A 19,640-nucleotide genomic window follows, 5' to 3' on the forward strand; every position below is an offset into this window, starting at 1 on the left:
CCGCCTGAGTCTCCCATCCGCCGACTAGCGTGCCGCTCGTGGACCTGTTCACCTTCACCCGCGCCGAGCTGACCTCACCGGTCCAGCTCTGCGACGGACGCTGGGTGGTGTCGTCCTACGCCGACGTGCGCGCGGTGCTCGCCGACCCGGTGACCTACCTCCCGGACAACGCGCTGACCGCCGTCACCCCGGTGGCGCCCGCCGCTCTTCGCGCCCTGGTCAGGGCCCGGTTCTCACTGCCGCCGACACTCGCGAACAACGGGTCGGACTCGCACGCCGGGTTGCGGCGGCTGGTCGCGTCGTTCTTCACCCCGGCTCGGGTCGCCGCCGCGGAGCCTCGCATCCGGGCCCTCGCAATGGAACGGCTGGGTGGCTCAGATCTCGTGCGGTCCCTGGCGTGGGACCTGCCCGCGATCGTCCTGATGGACCTGCTCGGGCTCGAGGACGTGGACATCCCGACGCTCAAGCGGTGGAGCACGGCGTCGCTGGAGTTCTTCTGGGGTGACATCACACGGGAACGGCAGATGGAGCTGGTCGACGACGTCGGCGCGTTCCACCAGTGGCTGATCAAGCGGTATGAGGCCCGCGACGGGGCGTTGTTCTGTGCACTGGCCGACGCCGGTGTGTCCGCAGCGGACTCCGCGGGGCTCTGCTACTTCCTGCTGATCGCGGGGCAGGAGACGACGACCCAGTTGTTGTCCACGGCGTTGCGGCGTGCGTTGCAGGACCGGGAGCTGTGGGAACGGCTGCCGTTGCCGGGCGTGGCGGAGTCGTTCGTGGAGGACGTGCTGCGGACCGAGACGCCCGTGGTGACCTGGCGGCGGCTCACGGCGCGTGAGGTCGTGCTGTCCGGTGTGCGGGTTCCGGCCGGTGCGGAGCTCGTGTTGTTGTTGAGCGGCAAGGAGAACGATCCCAAGCACCTGGCGTTCGGGTACGGCCGGCACTTCTGCCTGGGCGCGGGGCTGGCCCGGCTGGAGGCCGCGGTGGTGCTGCGGACCGTGGCCGAGCACGAGCCCTCACTCCGGCTCGCCGGCGACGAACCGGAGTGGCTTCAGCTGTTGTCGTTCCGCGCGCCCAGGTCCGTCACAGTCGCACGATGAGCTTGCCCGTCGTCTTGCGTGACTCGAGTGCCCGGTGCGCGTCGGCGATCGTGTCGAGGGTGTAGACGTCGCCGAGGACCGGTTCCAGGCCCAGGGTGAGCGCCTCCGCCGGTGAGACGTCCCGCGGCAGGCCCATGACCGCGACGCCCTTGCGGAACACGTCGGCGGCCGTCACGTCGAGGGTCTCACCGCTGGCGAACCCGAACACGACCATCCGGCCGACACCGTCCCTGAGCAGCTCGAACGCGGTGCGGCCGACGTGACCGCCGATCGACTCGAACACCACGTCCACCGGCTCCAGCCCGTCCCAGTCGTAGCCGAGCCCGCCCTTGCTGGACGCGGCCAGCACGGTCGCGCCGGCGCGTTCGGCGAGCTGCACGAGCAGGCTGCCGACACCACCGGCCGCCGCCTCGACCAGCACCCGGTCGCCGGGCTGGACCCTCGCCGCCCGCATCGCGGCGACGGCGGTGGTGCCCTGCAGCAGCAACGCGAGTGCCGCGTGGTCGCTGACGTCGTCCGGCACCTCGACGGGGTGCTCGACGACGGCCTTCGTGGCGTAGCCGCCGTCGCGCGGGAAGCCCATGACCCGCCGCCCGTCCGCCGTGGTGCCGATGACCTCGGTGCCGATGGTCGCGGGCAGCGCCGGTCCCGGGTACCAGGGGAACAGCTCGCGCCCCTTGCCGCTCCTGATCACCGTCTCGCCGTAGTTCAGGCCGATCGCGGTGACGTCGACGAGCGTCTCGCCGACCGGGTCGGGCACCTCCTCGACCCGCAGCACCTCCGGGCCGCCGAACTCGTGGAACCGCACTGCCTTCATGTTCTGCCTCCTCGAAAGCGGACCGTCGGTCCGCTTGCTACTATACGGACCAACAGTCCGCTTAAGTCAAGGGAGTCGCCAGTGGAACGCGCCGACGCCGCCCACAACCGGGCCCTGGTGCTGGAAGCCGCCACCCGCCTGATCTGGGAACGCGGCATCGAGGGCGTCTCGGTCGACGCCGTCGCGGCCGCGGCCGGCGTGGGCAAGGGCACCGTCTTCCGGCGGTTCGGCGACAAGGCGGGCCTCGTCCAGGCCGTGCTCGACGCGACGGCGGCGTCGTGGATCCAGGTCGCGTCGCTGGAGTGCCGGTCGGCGGCCGAGTTCGCCGGCACGCTCTTCGACCACGTGCTGGCGAACCTGCCGCTGGTGATCGCGGCCGAACGCACCACGTCCGGTGGGTGCGAGGCCGAGTTCCAGATCACCGTCGACCGGTTGACCGCGCACGTCGGGACGCTGTTCAAGGCGCACGCGCTGTTGACCGTGCTGCGTGGCACGCACGTCGCGTTCCTGCTCGGCCAGGGCATGACGGCGGCCGAGATCAGGGCAGGGGTTATTTCGCTCGCGGAGTCGCTCGAGGCTGGGGTTTGATGCCGGGGTGATGAACCGCCAGCTCTCGGGAGTCCGCAAGAGAACCCTGCTGGAGATGCTCGGCCCGGTGCCGGACGTCGACCCCGACCGCTACGGCGACGGCGGCCCGGTCGGCGCGCTGGAGACGAGGGTGGCGCAGCTGCTGGGCACCGAGGCGGCGCTGTTCGTGCCGACGGGGACGATGGCCCAGCAGATCGCGCTGCGGTGCTGGGCGGACCGCACGCACAACCCGATCGTGGCGATGCACCCGCGGGCCCACCCGCTGGTGCACGAGGACGACGCGCTGACCGTGCTGTCCGGCCTGCGCCCGGTCCGGGTGGCGGACGACGAGGTGGCGTCGTGCCCGGAGCCGTTCGGGACGCTGCTGGTGGAGGTGCCGGACCGGGAGGCGGGGTTCGTGCTGCCGGCGTGGGACGAGCTGGTGGCGACCGTGGACGCCGCCCGCGACCGGGACGCGGTGGTGCACCTCGACGGCGCGCGGCTGTGGGAGAGCGGGCCCGGCCTGGGCAAGCCGCTGGAGGAGATCGCGGGCCTGTTCGACTCCGTCTACGTGTCGTTCTACAAGTCGCTGGAGGGCATCTCCGGCGCGGCGCTCGCCGGCTCGCAGGACTTCGTGGAACAGGCACGGGTGTGGCGGCACCGGTACGGCGGCATGCTGTTCCAGCAGTGGCCGGCCGCGCTGTCGGCGTTGCACGGCCTCGACACCGTGCTGCCGCGCCTGGGCTTGTACGTCGCCCACGCCAAGGTGGTCGCCGAGGCGATGGGCCTCCCGGAGCCGCACACGCACCAGTTCGCACTGCACCTGCCGGGCGACCCGGCGCGGCTGACCGAGCTGAGCGGGAAGTTCCTCGGCAGGTTCTGGCGGTCGGGGACGCTGGCGAAGACCGAGGTCACGATCGCCGAGCCGGCGCTGGAGTGGACGGCGGACGAGGTCCGGGAGGCCTGGCGGCAGTTCCAGGCGCAGCTGTGAGCCGTCAGCTCCGGCTGTGGGCCGTGGTCGCGGTCGGCAGCCGGATGCCGGTCGCCATGGCCCCGCTGGCGCTGGTGTTCCTGGGCCGCTCGACCTCCGGCGGCTACGCGCTCGGTGCCGCGGCGGCCGCGTTGTACGTGGTCGGCGAGATCGCGGGGTCGGTGGTGCTCGGTGCCCGCCTCGGCCGGTCGCGCGGGCAGTTGCCGGCCGGGATGGTCGTCGGCGCGCTGGCGTTCGCGGTGCTGCCGTTCGTCTCCGGGCCGCTGCTGCTGGCGGTCGTGTTCGTGGCGGGCGCCGCACCGGCCGCGGCCCCCGGTGGCACCCGCGCGATCCTCACCGCGCTGGTTCCCGAGGAGAAGGCGGCGCGGGCGCTGAGCGGCGAGGCGGTGCTGTCACAGGTCATCTGGGCGGCCGCACCCGCCCTGGTGGTGTTCCTCGCACTCCAGGTGCACCCCGGCGTGCCGTTGCTGGTCGCGTCGGTGTTGTTCCTGCTGGGTGCTCTCGTGCTGCGGTGGCTGCCAGCGCCGGAACCGGTCGTCGCGCCGATCAGCCGCTCGCTGTGGCGGGCCTGGCCGATCTACCTGACCAGCACCGCCTCGAACGCGGTGTTCGCCGCCACCGAGCTGATGCTGCCCGCGTTGCTGGAGCAGCGCGGGATCTCGGTGGGCTGGGCCGGGCCGTTGCTGGCGTGGTTCGCGCTCGCGTGCGCCGGGGGTGCGCTGCTGTACGGGCTGCGCACCTGGCCTGGCTCGTTGCGGGTGCAGTGCCTGGTGCTGCTGGTGGGCATGTCCGGGTCGATCGCGCTGGTGGCGGTCCTGCCCGGTGTGCCCGGCATCGCCGCCGGGTTGCTGGTGGCGGGCCTGTTCCAGTCCGGTGCGATGGTGTCGCGCAGCCTGGCCCTGCGCGAGCGCCTGCCCTCCTACGCCCACGCGCCCGCGTACTCGGTGATGTACGCGGCGGCGGGTGTCGGCTACAGCGCGTCCGCGGGTGTCTCGGCGGTGGCTATGGAGGCGTTCAGCGCCTCCGTGGCGATCCTCGTCGGCGTCGGGATCACACTGGTGATCGTCGTGGTCAGCGCGGTCGGGGAGCGTCCTGTCGTGAAGGCCACCTGACCGCGGGGTTGGACCACACCCGGCGAGGTGCGACGATGCCGGGGCTGTGAGGGGAGTGCGAGGAAGCCGGTGCGAATCCGGCGCCGTCCCGCGACTGTGACCGACCGCGTGTCGGGAGTCAGGAACTCGTCCCCCTCTTACTCGACCTAACCCGGGCGTGGACACCCGAGGAAGGACTCGCTGGAGCATGTTCCCCTTTTCGGCTGTCGTCGGACACGACGACCTCCGGCTCGCCCTGCTGTTGAACGCGGTGCACCCCGGCATCGGCGGCGTGCTCGTGCGCGGCGAGAAGGGGACCGCGAAGTCGACCGTCGTGCGTGCCCTCGCCGCGTTGCTGCCCGAGCTCGACGTGTCGGCGGGCTGCCGGTTCAACTGCACCCCCGGCACGACGGACTGCCCGGACGCGCCGCACCACGGCGGTGAGCGCAGGCCCGCCCGGCTCGTGGAGCTGCCGGTCGGTGCCACCGAGGACCGGCTGGTCGGGTCGCTCGACCTGGAGAAGGCGCTGACCGAGGGCGTGCGGGCGTTCCAGCCCGGCCTGCTGGCGGCGGCGCACCGGGGCGTGCTGTACGTGGACGAGGTCAACCTGCTGCACGACCACCTGGTCGACCTGCTGCTCGACGCGGCGGCGATGGGGCGGGCGCACGTGGAGCGCGAAGGGGTGTCGGTGTCGCACCCGTCGCAGTTCCTGCTGGTGGGCACGATGAACCCGGAGGAGGGCGAGCTGCGGCCGCAGCTGCTCGACCGGTTCGGGCTCACGGTGGCGGTGAAGGCGGCGCGGGACGTGGCCGTGCGCACCGAGGTGATCCGGCGCCGGTTGGCGTACGAGGCGGACCCGGAGACGTTCGCGGCCCGGTGGGCCGACGCGGACGCGCGGCTCAAGCAGCAGATCACGAACGCCCGCGCCGCACTCGGGAACGTGTCCCTCCCGGACGGTGAGCTGCGCCGGATCGCCGCCGTCTGCGCGGCTTTCGAGGTCGACGGGATGCGTGCGGACCTCGTGGTCGCCCGCACCGCCACGGCGCACGCCGCCTGGCGCGGTGCCACCGAGGTCGAGGAGAGCGACGTCGAGATCGCGGTCCGGCTCGCGTTGCCGCACCGGCGCCGGCGCGACCCGTTCGACGAGCCCGGCATCGAGGAGCAGCAGCTCGAGGACGCGATGCGGCAGGCGGCCGAGCACGCAGAGGACCCCGCCGGCGGTCCGGATGACGACGGTCCCGATGACGACGGGCCCGGTGGCGGTGAGCTGCCGGAGCCGCAGGAAGGGCCGCGAGGCAACGGGAACGCGCCGGGCGACCGTCCGCGCCCGAGCCGTCGCCCGCCTTCAAGGCGCGGCTGCTGGAGGTGCCGGGAGTCGGCGAAGGCGCGCCGGGCAAGCGGTCGCGGGCACGCGCGCGGACCGGCCGGGTCGTTCGTTCGTCCACAGTGGACGGCAGCGGGCTGCACCTGGTCGACACGCTCACCAACGCCGCGCCGCACCAGCGCGGACGCGGCCGCAGCGGTGCCGGGCTGAAGCTCGTGCCCGGCGACCTGCGCAAGGCCGTGCGCGAGGGCAAGGAGTCGAACCTCGTGCTGTTCGTCGTCGACGCCTCCGGCTCGATGGCGGCGCAGAAGCGGATGGCGGCGGTCAGCGGCGCGGTGATCTCGTTGCTGCGTGACGCCTATCAGCGCCGCGACAAGGTGGGCGTGGTGACGTTCCGCGGCAACCAGGCCGAGGTCGCGCTGCCCCCGACGACCTCGGTCGACGCGGCGGCGACGCGCCTGAAGAAGATGCGCACCGGCGGCCGCACGCCGTTGGCGGACGGACTGCTGAAGGCCCACCGCGTCCTGGAGATCGAACGGCTGCGCGACCCGCGCAAGCGCCCGCTCGTGGTGCTGCTGACCGACGGCCGGGCGACCTCGTCCGGCCTCGGCGGCGACCCCACGAAGGACGCGCTCAAGGCCGCCACGCTGCTGGAGCAGACCGCGGTCGTCGTCGTGGACTGCGAACAGGGCCACGTCCGCCTCGGTCTCGCGGCCAAGGTCGCCGAAGCCCTGCGGGGCACCTGCGTCCGCCTCGACCAGCTCAGCGCCGACCACCTGGCCGGCGTCGTCCGCGCCGCGTAACGGAGGAACCCCAGATGCCACAGGGACAACCCACCGCGGTGCCGAAGGACGGCCTCACCACCCGGCAGCGCCGCAACCGGCCGCTGCTGATGGTGCACACCGGTGAGATGAAGGGGAAGTCGACGTCGGCGTTCGGCCTGGCGCTGCGCGGCTGGAACCAGGGCTGGGACATCGGCGTGTTCCAGTTCGTGAAGTCCGCCAAGTGGAAGGTCGGCGAGGAGAACGCGTTCAAGGCGCTCGGCCGGCTGCACGACGAGACCGGCGAGGGCGGCGCGGTCGAGTGGCACAAGATGGGCGAGGGCTGGTCGTGGTCGCGCAAGGCCGGCAGCGAGGAGGACCACGCGGCGAACGCCCGTGAGGGCTGGCAGGAGATCGCCCGCCGGCTCCAGGCCGAACGCCACGGCCTCTACGTCCTCGACGAGTTCACCTACCCGCTGCACTGGGGCTGGATCGACGTCGACGAGGTGGTGGACGCGCTGGTCACCCGGCCGGGCCACCAGCACGTCGTGATCACCGGCCGGTACGCGCCGCAGCAGTTGATCGACGCCGCCGACCTCGTCACCGAGATGACCAAGGTCAAGCACCCCATGGACGCCGGGCAGAAGGGCCAGCGGGGGATCGAGTGGTGAACCGGCTGGTCGTCGCCGCACCCGCGTCGGGCAGCGGCAAGACGACGGTGGCCACCGGCCTGATGGCCGCGCTGCGGACGGCCGGGTCGCGGGTGGCTCCGTTCAAGGTGGGACCCGACTACATCGACCCCGGCTACCACGCGCTCGCGACCGGCAGGCCCGGCCGCAACCTCGACCCGGTGCTGGTCGGCGAGCACCGCATCGCCGGGTTGTTCGCGCACGGGTCCAGGGGTTGCGACATCGCCGTGGTCGAGGGCGTGATGGGGCTGTTCGACGGCCGGGTCGACACCGCGGGCGTCGGTTCGACCGCGCACGTCGCGAAGCTGATCGGCGCGCCGGTGCTGTTCGTGGTCGACGCGCGGGGGCAGAGCCGGTCGCTGGCGGCGTTGCTGCACGGCTTCCGCGGCTACGACCCGACCGTGCGGCTCGGCGGCGTGATCCTCAACCAGGTCGGTTCGGAACGGCACGAGCAGGTGCTGCGCTCGGCGTGCGACGAGGTCGGTCTGGACGTGCTCGGCGTGCTGCCGCGCGATCCGCAGTTCTCCCTGCCCTCACGCCACCTGGGCCTGGTGACGGCGGCCGAGCACGGCACCGAGGCGGTCTCCGCGGTCGACGCGATCGCCGCGGCGGTGGCCAAGCACGTCGACCTCGACGCGGTCCGCGCTCGCGTCGGCGCCGGCGCTGGCCGTCGCGCCGTGGGAGCCCCAGGTCGACCGCGTCACCGGCGAGCCCGTCGTCGCGGTCGCCGGTGGGGCGGCGTTCACGTTCGGCTACGCGGAACACGTCGAGGTGCTGGAGGCCGCGGGTGCCGCCGTCGCCGTGGTGGACCCCCTGAAGGACGACCGGCTTCCCGAGGGCACCGCCGGGCTGGTGCTGCCGGGCGGGTTCCCCGAACAGCACGCGGAGGCGTTGTCGGCCAACGCACCGTTGCGCGCGGACATCGCCCGGTTCGCTCGATCGGGTGCGCCGGTGCACGCCGAGTGCGGCGGGCTGTTGTACCTCGCAAGATCACTCGACGGGCACGAGATGTGCGGCGTGCTCGACGCGGAGGGTTTCATGACGCCGAAGCTGACGTTGGGCTACCGCGACGCCGTGGCCTCGACGAGCTCGCCGCTGCACCCGCCCGGCAGCCGCGTGACCGGCCACGAGTTCCACCGCACGCAGCTGTCCACACCGCACTCGGCCCCGCCCGCGTGGCAGTGGCGCGGCGTCGACTCCAAGCCGGTGGCCGAGGGGTTCGTCGCGGGCGGTGTGCACGCCTCGTACCTGCACACGCACCCGGCCGGTGACCCGGAGGCGGTGGCCAGGTTCGTGCGGGCCTGCCACCCGTTCGTGGCGGGTTCGGCAGGCGGTACGGTCTTCGTCTAAGCCTTTCGTCAACCCCTGTGGAGCTGTCGTGACGACGACCGGTCGGGTTTCCTTCGTCGGCGCCGGTCCAGGTGCCGCCGACCTCATCACCATCCGAGGCGCGCGCCGCATCGCGGAAGCCGACGTCGTCGTCTGGGCCCCGGCCGTGGTCGACGCCGAGTGCGTCCGCGAGCACGCGCGGGAAGGCGCCGACCTGGTCGACTTCTCCCGCGTCACCGCCGAGGAGGTCACCGACCTGTACCGCCGTGCCGCCGCCTCCCGGCTGAAGGTCGTGCGGCTGCACGCGGGCGACGCCGCGACCGGGGGTGGCGTGCAGGAGCAGCACGACCTGTGCCAGCGCCTGGGCCTGGAGGTCGAGGTCGTGCCGGGCGTGTCGGTCGTCGCCGCCGCCGCCGCGCGGATCGGCCGCGAGATCACGCTGACCGAGGCCTCCTCCGCGGTGTTCCTCGCGCCGGAGAGCAGCGAGCGGGTCCGCGAGTTCGCCGCGCTGCAGACCACGATGGCCGCCACGGTCTCCGGTGCGCGCACCGGCCAGTTCGTGGAGAAGCTGCTGGAGGGTGGCTACGCGGGCGACACGCCGGTCGTGGTGGCCTACAAGGTGAGCCAGGCCGACGAGCTGGTCGTGCACACCACGGTCGGCGAGCTGGAGTCGGTCGTGAAGCAGCACAAGCTGTACCGCCCGACGCTGTTCCTGGTCGGCACGGCCGTGAAGCCTCCTGCCCGCCGCCAGTCCGCGACCGCCGTCACCACCGACGAACCGGCCCGCGCCGCCCGCCCGACCGCTGGTCGCGCCGGGCCGCCTCACGCATCGCGACGGGTGGACGAGCCGCTGCCGCCGCCCGATCTCCGCCGGACCGGTTTCCGACACCCCGGTCCCCGCCGGTCCCGCCACCGGTCCCACCGAGCCGAACCCGGCCTGGAACGCGGTCGAGGAGCTGCAGCAGTCGGTCCGCAAGCCGGTCGACGACGGCGCGCAGGCCGAGGCGCCCAAGCCGAAGCCGAAGCTGACCGTGGTCGCGGCCGCCAAGCCGAAGCCCCCGACCGTGCAGGCCTCGGTGCCGCCCAAGCGCAAGCCCGCCGTCCGCAAGCCCAAGCGCGCCAACTGATGCCGGCCTCCGTGGAGCAGCTGCGGGAGGCGGCCGGACGACCGGACGTCGAGGTCGTCGACGCCGCCGACGGGCTGCGGCCCGCGCTGAACCTGTGCCGGGCCCGCACCGCCGTGATCGTGAAGGTGGCGCCGGGTGCGGGACCGGCCGAGATCGGCGCCGGGCTCGCCGGTGGCGGCGCACGCTGGTGGTCGCCGACGTCGGTGAGCTGTCCACCGTGGACCCCAAGGATGCGGTGACCCGGCGCTGGATCGCCCCCGAGGCCGTGTTGTGCCTGGCGGACAACGAGTTCCTGCGCGGCACCGAGTGGGCGCTGCCGGACGACGCGTTCGCGAGCCGGACGCACGTGCTGGGCGCCGAGGTCCGCGCGTTCGTGCTGGCGGTGCTCGCGCCGCGGCCGGGTGTGCTGGTGTGGGACGTGCTGGCGGGATCCGGCGCGGTCGGCGTGGAGTGCGCCCGGCTCGGTGCCGCCGTCGTCGCGGTGGAGCCGGATCCGGTGCAGTGCGTGCGGATCATCGCGAACGCGTCGGCGCACGGTGTCGACGTGCGCGTGGAGGAAGCCGAGCTGGACACGACGTCGTTGCCGCGCCCGGAGGCGGTGTTCGTCGGCCGCGGCTCGTTGCCGGAGGTCAAGGCGTGCGCCGCGGTGAACGCGCGGCGCGTGGTCGTGGCGGTCGAGCGCGTGGACGAGATCGTGCCGGCGCGCGATGCGTTGCAGGCGGCGGGGTACGAGGTCGAGGGCGTGCAGCTGACCGCCTCCCGGCTGCTGGAGTCCGGGTTCGGCGCTGCCGCCCCGGTGACCATCCTGTGGGGAACGAAGAAGTGATCCGGGTGTGGCCGGCGGGGTGCCGTTCGCGGGGAGCCCTGGCGTGATCGGTGTGTTCGCGGGGGCGGCTCAGCGCGGTGACGCCGCCGACCTCGCCGGGGTGCTGGGCTCGGACGCCGTCGTGCCGGACGGGCCGATCAGGCCCGCGGTGCACCGGTTGTGGGACCGGCTCAGCGCGGTGGTGCTGTTCCTCGACGCGGGCACGGCGGTCCGGGTGATCGCGCCGTTGTTGCGGGACAAGCAGACCGACCCGGCGGTGGTGTGCGTCGACGCGGACTTCGTGGTGGCGCTGGCCGGTGCCGCGGACACGTTCGCCTGGCAGATCGCGGACGCGCTGAACCGCACCGCCGTCGTGACGGCCGGTCCGTCGATCGACTCGGTGCTGGACGAGCTGGTCGAGCAGCTCGACGCCACGGCGGACGGCGACGTCGGCGCGTGTGCCGCCGCCATCGAGGCCGGCGAGAAGGTGGTGCTGCGCAACCCGTTGAGCTTCCCGCTGCCCGCGCTGTCGGCGAACGTGGTGTCGGCCGGCGAGGACGCCGCGTGGGTGATCGTCATCGACGACCGGGCGGCCGCGCCGAAGGACAACGTGCTGCGGATCGTGCCGCGGACACTCGTGGTGGGCGTGGGGTCGACGCGCGGTGCCTCGGCGACGGCCGTCGGTGCCGCACTGGCCGAACTGGACGCGCAGGGCGGCCTGGACCTGCGGGCCATCAAGGCGTTCGCGACGGCCGACGTGAAGGCCGAGGAGCCCGGCATCGTGGACGCGGTGGAGGACTGGGGTTTCTGGCACGGCGACACCGCGGACCTGATCACGTTCAGCGCCGAGGAGCTCAACGCGACCGGCGTGCCGAACCCGAGCTCGGTGGTGCGCAACTCGATGGGCACGGCGAGCGTGGCGGAGGCGGCCGCGCTGTGCGGTGCCCGGCAGCTCGCGAACGGCGCCCCGGTGGAACTCGCGGCCGAGAAGTTCAAGCGGGACAACGTGACCGTCGCCGCCGCGCGGGTGCTGCCGCGGGGCAGGCTGGCACTCGTCGGGCTCGGGCCGGGTGCCGCCGAGCAACGCACACCGCGCCGAGGCCGAGATCCGGCGGGCCGCGGTCGTGGTCGGCACACCGGACGCCGTGAACGCGGTCGCCGCCCTGCTGCGACCGGGAACCGAGACGCGCGCCGACGGTGCGGCCGAGCTCGCCGAGAAGGGTGCGGCCGTCGCGCACGTGGCGTTCGGAACCGGACCGGCGCTGGACGAGCCGGTCGAAGCCGACGTGGTTGTTGTTCCCGGGGTGGCGGACCGGCACTAGTTCTCCTTCTCGGGTCCACCACGGACACGGGCTCGGGCGGTGAGGGCTTCGACGACTGGCGGGCGGGATAGTCAACTGTGAAGCCGGACATGTCCGACTAGTGGCGGTTGTGCCAGGTGAATCCCGACCGTGACGCTGTGTGTGCCGTAGCTGTACACCCTGCACACAGCGTCAACGGAAGGACTGACAACATGGCGAAAACCCTGCGTCGCCTGATCTTGTCCGTCGTGGTCACCGCTCTCGCGAGCATCTTCTTCACGGCTCCCCAGGCCAACGCCGACGACGTCTCACCGATGATCGTCGGTGGCACGCGGGCCAGCACGTCGACGTACCCGTGGGTCGTCTACCTCGCCTCGACCTCCGGCTCGCAGTTCTGCGGAGGCACGCTGGTGAAGGCCAACAAGGTCGTCACCGCCGCGCACTGCGTCTCCGGCCGTTCCGCCTCCAGCACCCGCGTGGTGCACGGGCGTGACGACAAGCAGAGCACCGCGGGCACCGTCGCGAGCGTGACCCGCATCTGGGTGCACCCGAGCTACCGCACCGCGACGTCCGGCTACGACGTGGCCGTGCTGACGCTGGACCGCAACATCAGCTCCGCCACCCTGCCGCTCGCCACGCCCGCCGACACCGCGCTCTACGCGGCCGGCAACTCCGCGCTGATCCTCGGCTGGGGCACCACGTCCTCCGGTGGCTCGGCGTCGCGCTACCTGCTCAAGGCCAACGTGCCGCTGACGTCCGACTCGACCTGCAAGACCGCGTACTCGCAGTACAGCAACACCTCGATGGTGTGCGCGGGCTTCCCGCAGGGCGGCGTCGACACCTGCCAGGGCGACTCCGGTGGCCCGCTGGTCTACGGCGGCAAGCTCATCGGCGCGACCTCCTGGGGTCGCGGCTGCGCCGGCGCCGGCTACCCCGGCGTGTACGCGCGGATCGCCTCGTACAACTCGGTGATCACCGCTCAGCTGTAACGGTTCCCCTCCCGCGCACCCCGAGTCCACAGTGGATTCGGGGTGCGCGGTCGTATGCTGCGGGTCATGGCGGATCTGGAGGCAGTGCCGGAGGACTGGGCGAGCGCGTTGGTCGTCGTCGCCCACCCCGATGACATGGAGTACGGCGGTGCGGGCGCTATCGCGCGGTGGACCGCTCAGGGCAAGAAGATCGCGTACCTGCTCGCGTGCCGTGGGGAGGCGGGCATCGACTCGCTGTCGCCCGAGGAGTGCGCGCCGTTGCGGGTCGACGAGCAGATCGCGTCCTGCGCGGCCGTCGGCGTGACCGAGGTCGAGTTCCTGGACCACCCCGACGGCATGATCGAGTACGGGCTGCCGTTGCGGCGCGACATCGCGGCGGCGATCCGGCGGCACCGGCCGGAGTTCGTGATCACCGGTAACTTCCGCGAAACGTGGCCGAGCGGAAACCTCAACATGGCCGACCACATCGCGGTCGGACGGGCCGCGGTCGACGCCGTGCGCGACGCCGGCAACCGGTGGGTGTTCCGGGACCTGGACATCGAGCCGTGGAACGGTGTTCGGTACGTGGCGGCGGCGTCCTCACCGATGGCCACGCACGCCGTGGACATCACCGACTCGTTCGCCGCGTCCGTGGCGTCGTTGCGCGAGCACAAGGCTTATCTGGAGGCGCTGAGCGGGGACATGGCCGACCCGGAGCCGTTCCTGCGTGACATGGCGGAGGCCGCCGGGCAGCGGTTCGGTGGCGTGCTGGCGACGTCTTTCGAGCTGTTGCGCCTGTGACCATGTTCCCTTCGGCTGGACACGGCCGGTCTCGTGTGGATGCTTCTACGCATGCCCGTTGAACAGCACTACCTGGTTGGCCTCGATCTCCGGGGCCGGCGCGTCCTCGTGGTCGGCGGAGGCACCGTCGCCCAGCGGCGCCTGCCCCGCCTGATCGCCTCCGGCGCCGTCGTCGAGCTCGTGTCGCCGTCCGTGACCCCCGCCGTGCAGGGCATGGTCGACGCGGGCGAGCTGACGTGGCACGAACGGCGGTTCGAGGCCGGTGACGTCGAGGGCGCCTGGTACGTGCTGGCGTGCACGTCTGATGTCGATGTGAACGCACAGATCGGCGAAGAGGCACTATCGCAGCGTGTGTTCTGCGTGCGCGCGGACATCGCCGTGGAGGGCACGGCCGTGACTCCGGCCGTGGGCTCGCACGACGGCATGGTGGTCGGTGTGCTGGCAGGCGGCGAACACCGCCGCTCGGCCGCGGTCCGCGACGGCCTCGTGTCGGCCCTGCGCGACGGCCGGATCGCCGACCAGGCCTCACCGCCCGTCGGCGTCGCCCTGGTCGGTGGCGGCCCCGGCGACCCCGAGCTGATCACGGTGCAGGGCAAGCGTTTGCTGGCCCAGGCGGACGTGGTCGTCGCCGACCGCCTGGCACCCCGCGAACTGCTGGAAGAACTCCCGGCGCACGTCGAGGTCGTGGACGCCGCGAAGATCCCCTACGGCCGCGCGGCCACGCAGGACTTCATCAACCAGACGCTGGTCGACCGCGCCAAGGAGGGCAAGTTCGTCGTCCGGCTGAAGGGCGGCGACCCGTACGTCTTCGGCCGCGGCTTCGAGGAGCTGCTGGCGTGCGCCGAGGCCGGCATCCCGGTGACCGTGGTCCCCGGCGTGACGTCCGCGTTCGGTGTGCCCGCATTGGCCGGTGTGCCGGTCACGCACCGAGGGGTGGCACACGAGGTAGTAGTCGTCTCCGGCCACGTCGCACCCGATGACCCACGCTCGCTCGTCGACTGGCCGGCCATCGCACGCCTGCAGGGCACGGTCGTGCTGATGATGGCCGTCGAACGCGCAGGTGCGTTCGCAACGGCGTTGATGCAGGGCCGCCCCGGCACCACCCCGGTCGCCGTGGTCCAGGAGGGCAGCACCGCCGCCCAGCGCGTGTACCGGTCCACTTTGGAAACCCTCGGCGCCGACGTCGTGGCCTGGGGCGTCCGCCCGCCGGCGATCATCGTGGTCGGCCCGGTCGCCGGCATCGGCGCCGCGCACAGCTGACCGTCCAAGGGCCGTCCAGCCCCCGCGAAGCAGTCTCTGACCGGCTGCGGCACCGTGACCACGAACGTCGCCGCGTTCACCCAGAAACGGCGAATCCGTGCTCGCCGTGAGCAGGTACCAGTTCCGCCCCGTACGCCACCCTGCGCACGACGAAGGCCGCCTCCCCGAAGCGGGGAGGCGGCCTTCGTCAGATCAGGCGATCAGTGCTGCGGTGCGCGGCGCGGACGGCCGGTGGTGCTGCCGCCTCGACGCGGACCGCCACCCTCGCGGACGGCGGGCCGCTGCGGAACTCGCCGCCCTCGGAGCGCCGGCCGGAGCCGCCGCGGCCGCCGGTGGCCGGGCGCCGAAGCGACGGCCGTTGCCGCCGGAGCGGCGGGCGGGCTTCTCGCGTTCGACGATCGGCTCGCCGCTCGGGGTGCGGGCACCCGTGATGCGGATCAGGTCGTCGTCGCCGGGGCGGACCTTGGTGCTCTCCGGGCGGATGCCCGCGCGGGCGGCCATGCCCTGGACGGCGCGGCGCTGGTCGTGCGTGACCAGCGTGACGACCGTGCCGGACTGGCCGGCGCGCGCGGTGCGGCCCGCGCGGTGCAGGTAGTCCTTCGGGTCGGCCGGCGGGTCGACGTGGACGACCAGCGAGACGTCGTCCACGTGGATGCCGCGGGCGGCCACGTCCGTCGCGATCAGGACCGGCATGGTCCCATCGCGGAAGTCGCCGAGCACGCGGGTGCGCGCGCTCTGCGCCTTACCGCCGTGCAGCGCGCCGGCGTTGACGCCCATCGAACGCAGCTTCTTGGCCAGGCGGTCGACGTGGTGCTTGGTGCGCACGAACATGATCGTGCGGCCCTCGCGCGCGGCCACCTCGGTCACCACGTTCTGCTTGTCCTCGGCGGACACGAACAGCAGGTGGTGGTCCATCGTCGTGACGCTGGCGGTGGCCGGGGCCACCGAGTGCGTCACCGGGTTGTGCAGGTACTGGCGGACCAGCTTGTCCACGTCGCCGTCGAGCGTCGCGGAGAACAGCAGGCGCTGGCCGTCCTGCGGGGTCAGGTCCATGATCGCGCGGACCTGGGGCATGAAGCCCATGTCGGCCATCTGGTCGGCCTCGTCCAGTGCGGTGATCTCGACCTGGGACAGGTCGCAGGTCCCCTGGCGGACGTGGTCGGACAGGCGGCCCGGCGTGGCGATGAGCAGGTCGACGCCGCGGCGCAGGTGGTCGATCTGGCGCGGGAACGACGTGCCGCCGACGACCACGCGGCACCACATGTTGAGCGCGCGGGCGTGCGGCATGAGCGCCGTCTCCACCTGCATCGCGAGCTCGCGAGTCGGGACGAGGATCAGGCCACGCGGCTTGTGCGGCGTGGAGCGGCCGCCCGCGAGGCGGGTCAGCATGGCGAGACCGAACGCCAGCGTCTTGCCGGAGCCCGTCTGGCCACGGCCGAGGATGTCCCGGCCCGACATCGCGTCGGGCAGGGTGGCGGCCTGGATCGGGAACGGTGCGGTGATCTCGTTGGCGACGAGCGACTTGATCAGCGCGTCGGCCAAGCCGAGCTCAGCGAACGAGGGCAGCGGGCCTTCCGGCAGCGTGCTCTCGACGTGCTCGGCGACGATCGGCTCCTCGACCCGCTGCTGCGGGCGCGAGGAGTTGCCCTGGCGGTTCGAGCGGCGCCGCGGTGACCTGCGGCTCTGTACGCGCTCGGAACGGCCTTCGGACATTGATGGCAAAACAAACCTCCGAGACATGGCACGTCTCAAGGCTGCCCCGCGCTTGTCGCGGTGCCAGTTCACAAGGACGAGCCCGGCGTGGTGGTCACGCCTGGATGAGTGGGTGGACGCACCGGTCAACGGCGGTCAGGCCTTCATCGGTGCACTTACCAGTCTAGCTGATCAATGGCGACACCTCGCGCGCCCGGCAGTGTCGTTGGACACGGCCGGGCGCGCAACGTGGGTCACGCCATACCGGCAACGTCCAGCAGGGTCGCCACCAGCGCGGACGGGTCGCCGATCTCCGGTGGCAGGCCGCGGGCGGCGAACCAGCCGGCGATGTTGCGGACGTCGCGGTCGAGGAACTCCACCCCGCGCGGGTTCGCGACGAGGTCGACCACCTGGGGCAGGTCGATCATGACCAGCCTGCCCTCGTGGACCATCAGGTTGAACGCGGACAGGTCGCCGTGCGTCAGGCCCGCCTCGGCGAGCGTCGTCAGCGTCGCGACCAGCTGCCGCCACAGGTCGAGCAGCTCGTCCTCGTCCGGACGTGCCTGCGCAAGCCGCGGGGCAGCGTTGCCGTCGTCGTCTCCGATGAACTCCAGCAGCAGCTCGGTGCCGCTGCGCTGCACCGGGTACGGCACGGGCGCGCCGATCTGCCACAGCTGGGTGAGCGCGGCGAACTCCGCGACCGCCCACTGCTCCGCGATCAGGTTGCGCCCGAACGCGGTGCGGTTCTGGATCGCCCGCATCTCGCGGGACTTCTTCATCCGGCGACCCTCCAGGTACCCCGCGTCGCGGTGGAACATCCGGTGGTCGTTGCTGCGGTAGCGCTTGGCGGCGAGCAGGCACGCCTGGTCACCCAGCGCGCGTTCCAGCAGGAAGACGTCCGCCTCCTTGCCGGTCTTCACGATGCCCAGCTCGCGGTCGACCGCGGCCAGCTCCGTGACGAGCCAGCTCGGGCGGGGTTTCGGCCCCTGGTCGGCGTCGCCCCAGGTGGACCAGCGGTCGCCGTCCTCCGGGGTGTCCGCCGCGCTGAGCTGGTCCTCGCGCAGCCTGGCGATCCGCAGCTTCTCTTCTTCGGTCATGCGGCCGCGACGCGCCGGTTCCGCGTCGTCGGCGGTGCGCTTGCCGCGCTTTCCCTTGCGCCGCATGGTGTCGGCGCCGTCGAGAGAGGATTCGAAACGTTCGTAGAGATCGTGCTCGCGCACGGTGGGGTCTCCTGGAAGGTGGAGGTGACCGCCCCACTGGCGCTCTGCGATCAAACGGTGCTGATCAGGCGCGAAGGGCGGAGGGACGGGTCGGTGCCGCGTCCATGACAGGCTCTGACACAACGCACCTCCTCTACTCCCACGCGCCGCGTTTCGGCTGCGGTGAAGCTTGCCCTGCGGTCAACAGGGCGCGCAACCGATTTAATCCGTGATCAGGTCGGCGGTCTTCGCGCCGGTGGGCACGAGCCGCATCCCGGCCTTCTCCGCGAGCTTGACCAGGCCCTTCAGGTCGCTCGGCTCGGCACGGCCGGCCGCGATGGCACGGGCGAGCAGCCCCTTGTGCGCCTTGTTGAAGTGGCTGACGACCTTGCCCTCGCTCGTGACCACCCGGACGACGACGGCGTGCGGGATCTTCGCAAGACTGGAGTAGGCGCCGGACCGCAGGTCGACGACGAACTCGTCGGCCTCCCGCAGCACCGGCTCCAGTGCGGGCTTCCACAGCGTGCGCAGGCTGCCGTGCGCGGGCAACGTGCTGCCGCCCGACAACCGGTACGCCGGCACCGGGTCACCCCCGCGCACCACCCCGAACAACGCCGACGCCACCGCCAGCCGCTCGTAGGCGCGCTCGCGTTCGGCCTTCTTGAGCGTCGGGAAGTCCAGCGCGTCGTAGAGCACGCCGGTGTACCTCGTCAGCGCCGGCATCGTCGCGGACGTGCGCACGGCCGCGTTGCGGTGCACCTCGTCGACCTGGCGCTCGGAGATGTCGAGCGCCTTCAGGCTCGCCGGGACGTCCCGCGCCAGGTCGGCCAATGCCGACACGAGCTTGTCGCGCACGGGGTTGAGCTCCGGGAACGACAGCACGTCGAGGTCGAGCGGCGCACCCCCGCCGCCGATCGCCTTGGTCTCCGACGGGGGAAGCAGCACCAGCACGGGTGAAGAGTAGCGGCGTTGCTCCTCACGGCGCCTGCAGCGTCAGGTAGGCGAGACCCATCACGCCGCGCCAGCCGTGCAGCCGGTAGTTGCGCTGCCGGTCGGCCTTGGCACGGATCTCCCCGGTGTGCGGGGAGTCCGGGTTGGCGCGCAGCCAGCGTTCCCAGGCCAGGCCGTGCCCGTTCTCGAACACGTCCCACTCGTCGCGGCTCGCCTGCTCGGCCCACAGCAACCGGTAGCCGTGCTCGAGCGCGAGGTCGACCAGCCCGGCGAGCGAGTGGTACTGCTCGCGGGGCACCGGCATGGCGGCGAGCTGCGCCGCGGTGGGTTCCTGTTCCCAGAAGCCCTCGCCCAGCAACAACCTCCCGCCCGGCCGCAACAGCTCCCTGGCGGCGGTGAGCGCGTTCACGGTGTGCCGCACCGGGTCTCCGCCCCAGACCTGACTGGCGCCGTTGACGATCACGGCGTCGGCGGGCCGGTCCGGCCGCCACTGGCCGACGTCGGCCACTTCGAGGCTGACCCGGTCCGCGAGCCCGCGCCTCTCGGCGTTGGCGCGGCCGTGCGCGATGTCGACCTCGTTCAGGTCGACACCCGTGCCGGTGGCGGTGGGCGCGGCTTCGAGCGTGCGGAGCAGCAGCTCCGCCCACCCGCACCCGAGGTCGAGCACGTGTCCGCCGTCGAGCGGCAGCAGCGAGTTCACCAGGCGGGCGGCCCGTTCCTCGGACAGCGGTCCGTGGAACGTGACGTCGTGGTGCAGCGGCGTGATCTCCGGAGTCGTCATCGCCATCAGCATGGCGCCGCTTTCCGTTCCGGGGCAACGCGTTATTCAGTTGTCGGGGGCATCACCTCCGCGTAGCTTCGGTCGGC

At 72.5% G+C, this 19,640-nt stretch carries 16 protein-coding genes, 2 pseudogenes and 1 riboswitch; of the genes and pseudogenes, 13 read left to right on the plus strand and 5 right to left on the minus strand.

Annotated features, from left to right (window positions below):
• Positions 1-38 precede the first annotated feature (38 nt).
• Complete coding sequence (locus tag BBK82_RS22365; RefSeq protein WP_218920647.1) at positions 39-1,100, plus strand: cytochrome P450 family protein; 1,062 nt, start codon at positions 39-41, stop codon at positions 1,098-1,100.
• On the opposite strand, the gene BBK82_RS22370 is transcribed toward BBK82_RS22365, so the two are convergent.
• Positions 1,084-1,917, minus strand: coding sequence for a quinone oxidoreductase family protein (locus tag BBK82_RS22370; protein ID WP_065916748.1), 834 nt, complete (start codon positions 1,915-1,917; stop codon positions 1,084-1,086). The two genes, BBK82_RS22365 and BBK82_RS22370, sit on opposite strands and share 17 nt — an antisense overlap.
• A gap of 81 nt (positions 1,918-1,998) precedes the next feature.
• Between BBK82_RS22370 and BBK82_RS22375 the strand changes: the two genes are divergently transcribed.
• The 12 genes and pseudogenes from BBK82_RS22375 (at position 1,999) to cobA (ending at position 14,931) form a co-directional block, all read left to right on the plus strand.
• Positions 1,999-2,505: a TetR family transcriptional regulator gene (locus BBK82_RS22375; RefSeq protein ID WP_237048315.1), complete on the plus strand. Its 507-nt coding sequence runs from the start codon at positions 1,999-2,001 to the stop codon at positions 2,503-2,505.
• A 10-nt stretch (positions 2,506-2,515) separates the two neighbouring features.
• Positions 2,516-3,475, plus strand: a complete 960-nt coding sequence (locus BBK82_RS22380) for a threonine aldolase family protein (protein ID WP_065916749.1) — start codon at positions 2,516-2,518, stop codon at positions 3,473-3,475.
• Positions 3,472-4,587, plus strand: a complete 1,116-nt coding sequence (locus BBK82_RS22385; RefSeq protein WP_065916750.1) for an MFS transporter — start codon at positions 3,472-3,474, stop codon at positions 4,585-4,587. Before BBK82_RS22380 ends, BBK82_RS22385 begins: the two co-directional genes overlap by 4 nt.
• A gap of 34 nt (positions 4,588-4,621) precedes the next feature.
• A riboswitch (cobalamin riboswitch) is annotated at positions 4,622-4,737 on the plus strand.
• 37 nt (positions 4,738-4,774) lie between these two features.
• Positions 4,775-6,693 (plus strand): annotated as a pseudogene (locus tag BBK82_RS22390) (putative cobaltochelatase).
• A 14-nt stretch (positions 6,694-6,707) separates the two neighbouring features.
• Positions 6,708-7,322, plus strand: a complete 615-nt coding sequence (cobO, locus tag BBK82_RS22395) for a cob(I)yrinic acid a,c-diamide adenosyltransferase (protein ID WP_065916751.1) — start codon at positions 6,708-6,710, stop codon at positions 7,320-7,322.
• Positions 7,316-8,690 (plus strand): annotated as a pseudogene (locus BBK82_RS22400) (cobyrinate a,c-diamide synthase). Before cobO ends, BBK82_RS22400 begins: the two are co-directional and overlap by 7 nt.
• 28 nt (positions 8,691-8,718) lie before the next feature.
• The gene (locus BBK82_RS22405) at positions 8,719-10,035 is read left to right on the plus strand and encodes a cobalt-precorrin-4/precorrin-4 C(11)-methyltransferase (protein WP_065916752.1); all 1,317 of its coding nucleotides are present in this window, start codon (positions 8,719-8,721) and stop codon (positions 10,033-10,035) included.
• A complete protein-coding gene (locus BBK82_RS22410; protein WP_154697432.1) occupies positions 10,014-10,622 on the plus strand; it encodes a hypothetical protein in 609 nt (202 codons plus the stop codon). Before BBK82_RS22405 ends, BBK82_RS22410 begins: the two co-directional genes overlap by 22 nt.
• A gap of 43 nt (positions 10,623-10,665) precedes the next feature.
• A complete protein-coding gene (locus BBK82_RS22415) occupies positions 10,666-11,994 on the plus strand; it encodes a cobalamin biosynthesis protein (protein ID WP_170067951.1) in 1,329 nt (442 codons plus the stop codon).
• 120 nt (positions 11,995-12,114) lie between these two features.
• Entirely contained in the window at positions 12,115-12,891 is a 777-nt protein-coding gene (locus BBK82_RS22420; RefSeq protein WP_065916754.1) for a S1 family peptidase, read from the plus strand.
• 66 nt (positions 12,892-12,957) lie between these two features.
• The gene (locus tag BBK82_RS22425) at positions 12,958-13,671 is read left to right on the plus strand and encodes a PIG-L deacetylase family protein (protein ID WP_065921266.1); all 714 of its coding nucleotides are present in this window, start codon (positions 12,958-12,960) and stop codon (positions 13,669-13,671) included.
• Between the two features lie 51 nt (positions 13,672-13,722).
• A complete protein-coding gene (gene cobA / locus BBK82_RS22430; protein ID WP_065916755.1) occupies positions 13,723-14,931 on the plus strand; it encodes a uroporphyrinogen-III C-methyltransferase in 1,209 nt (402 codons plus the stop codon).
• A gap of 192 nt (positions 14,932-15,123) precedes the next feature.
• Here cobA and BBK82_RS22435 read toward each other — a convergent pair whose 3' ends face one another.
• The 4 genes from BBK82_RS22435 to BBK82_RS22450 all read right to left on the minus strand — a co-directional run bounded on the left by BBK82_RS22435 (position 15,124) and on the right by BBK82_RS22450 (position 19,554).
• The gene (locus BBK82_RS22435) at positions 15,124-16,644 is read right to left on the minus strand and encodes a DEAD/DEAH box helicase (RefSeq protein WP_154697434.1); all 1,521 of its coding nucleotides are present in this window, start codon (positions 16,642-16,644) and stop codon (positions 15,124-15,126) included.
• 233 nt (positions 16,645-16,877) lie between these two features.
• On the minus strand, positions 16,878-17,843 hold the full coding sequence (locus tag BBK82_RS22440) for a serine protein kinase RIO (RefSeq protein WP_065916756.1): 966 nt from the start codon (positions 17,841-17,843) through the stop codon (positions 16,878-16,880).
• A gap of 201 nt (positions 17,844-18,044) precedes the next feature.
• Positions 18,045-18,773: a peroxide stress protein YaaA gene (yaaA, locus tag BBK82_RS22445; RefSeq protein WP_065916757.1), complete on the minus strand. Its 729-nt coding sequence runs from the start codon at positions 18,771-18,773 to the stop codon at positions 18,045-18,047.
• A gap of 25 nt (positions 18,774-18,798) precedes the next feature.
• Positions 18,799-19,554: an SAM-dependent methyltransferase gene (locus BBK82_RS22450; protein ID WP_065921267.1), complete on the minus strand. Its 756-nt coding sequence runs from the start codon at positions 19,552-19,554 to the stop codon at positions 18,799-18,801.
• Positions 19,555-19,640 lie beyond the last annotated feature (86 nt).

It is taken from the genome of Lentzea guizhouensis (genome assembly GCF_001701025.1).
Taxonomy (GTDB): Bacteria; Actinomycetota; Actinomycetes; order Mycobacteriales; family Pseudonocardiaceae; genus Lentzea; species Lentzea guizhouensis.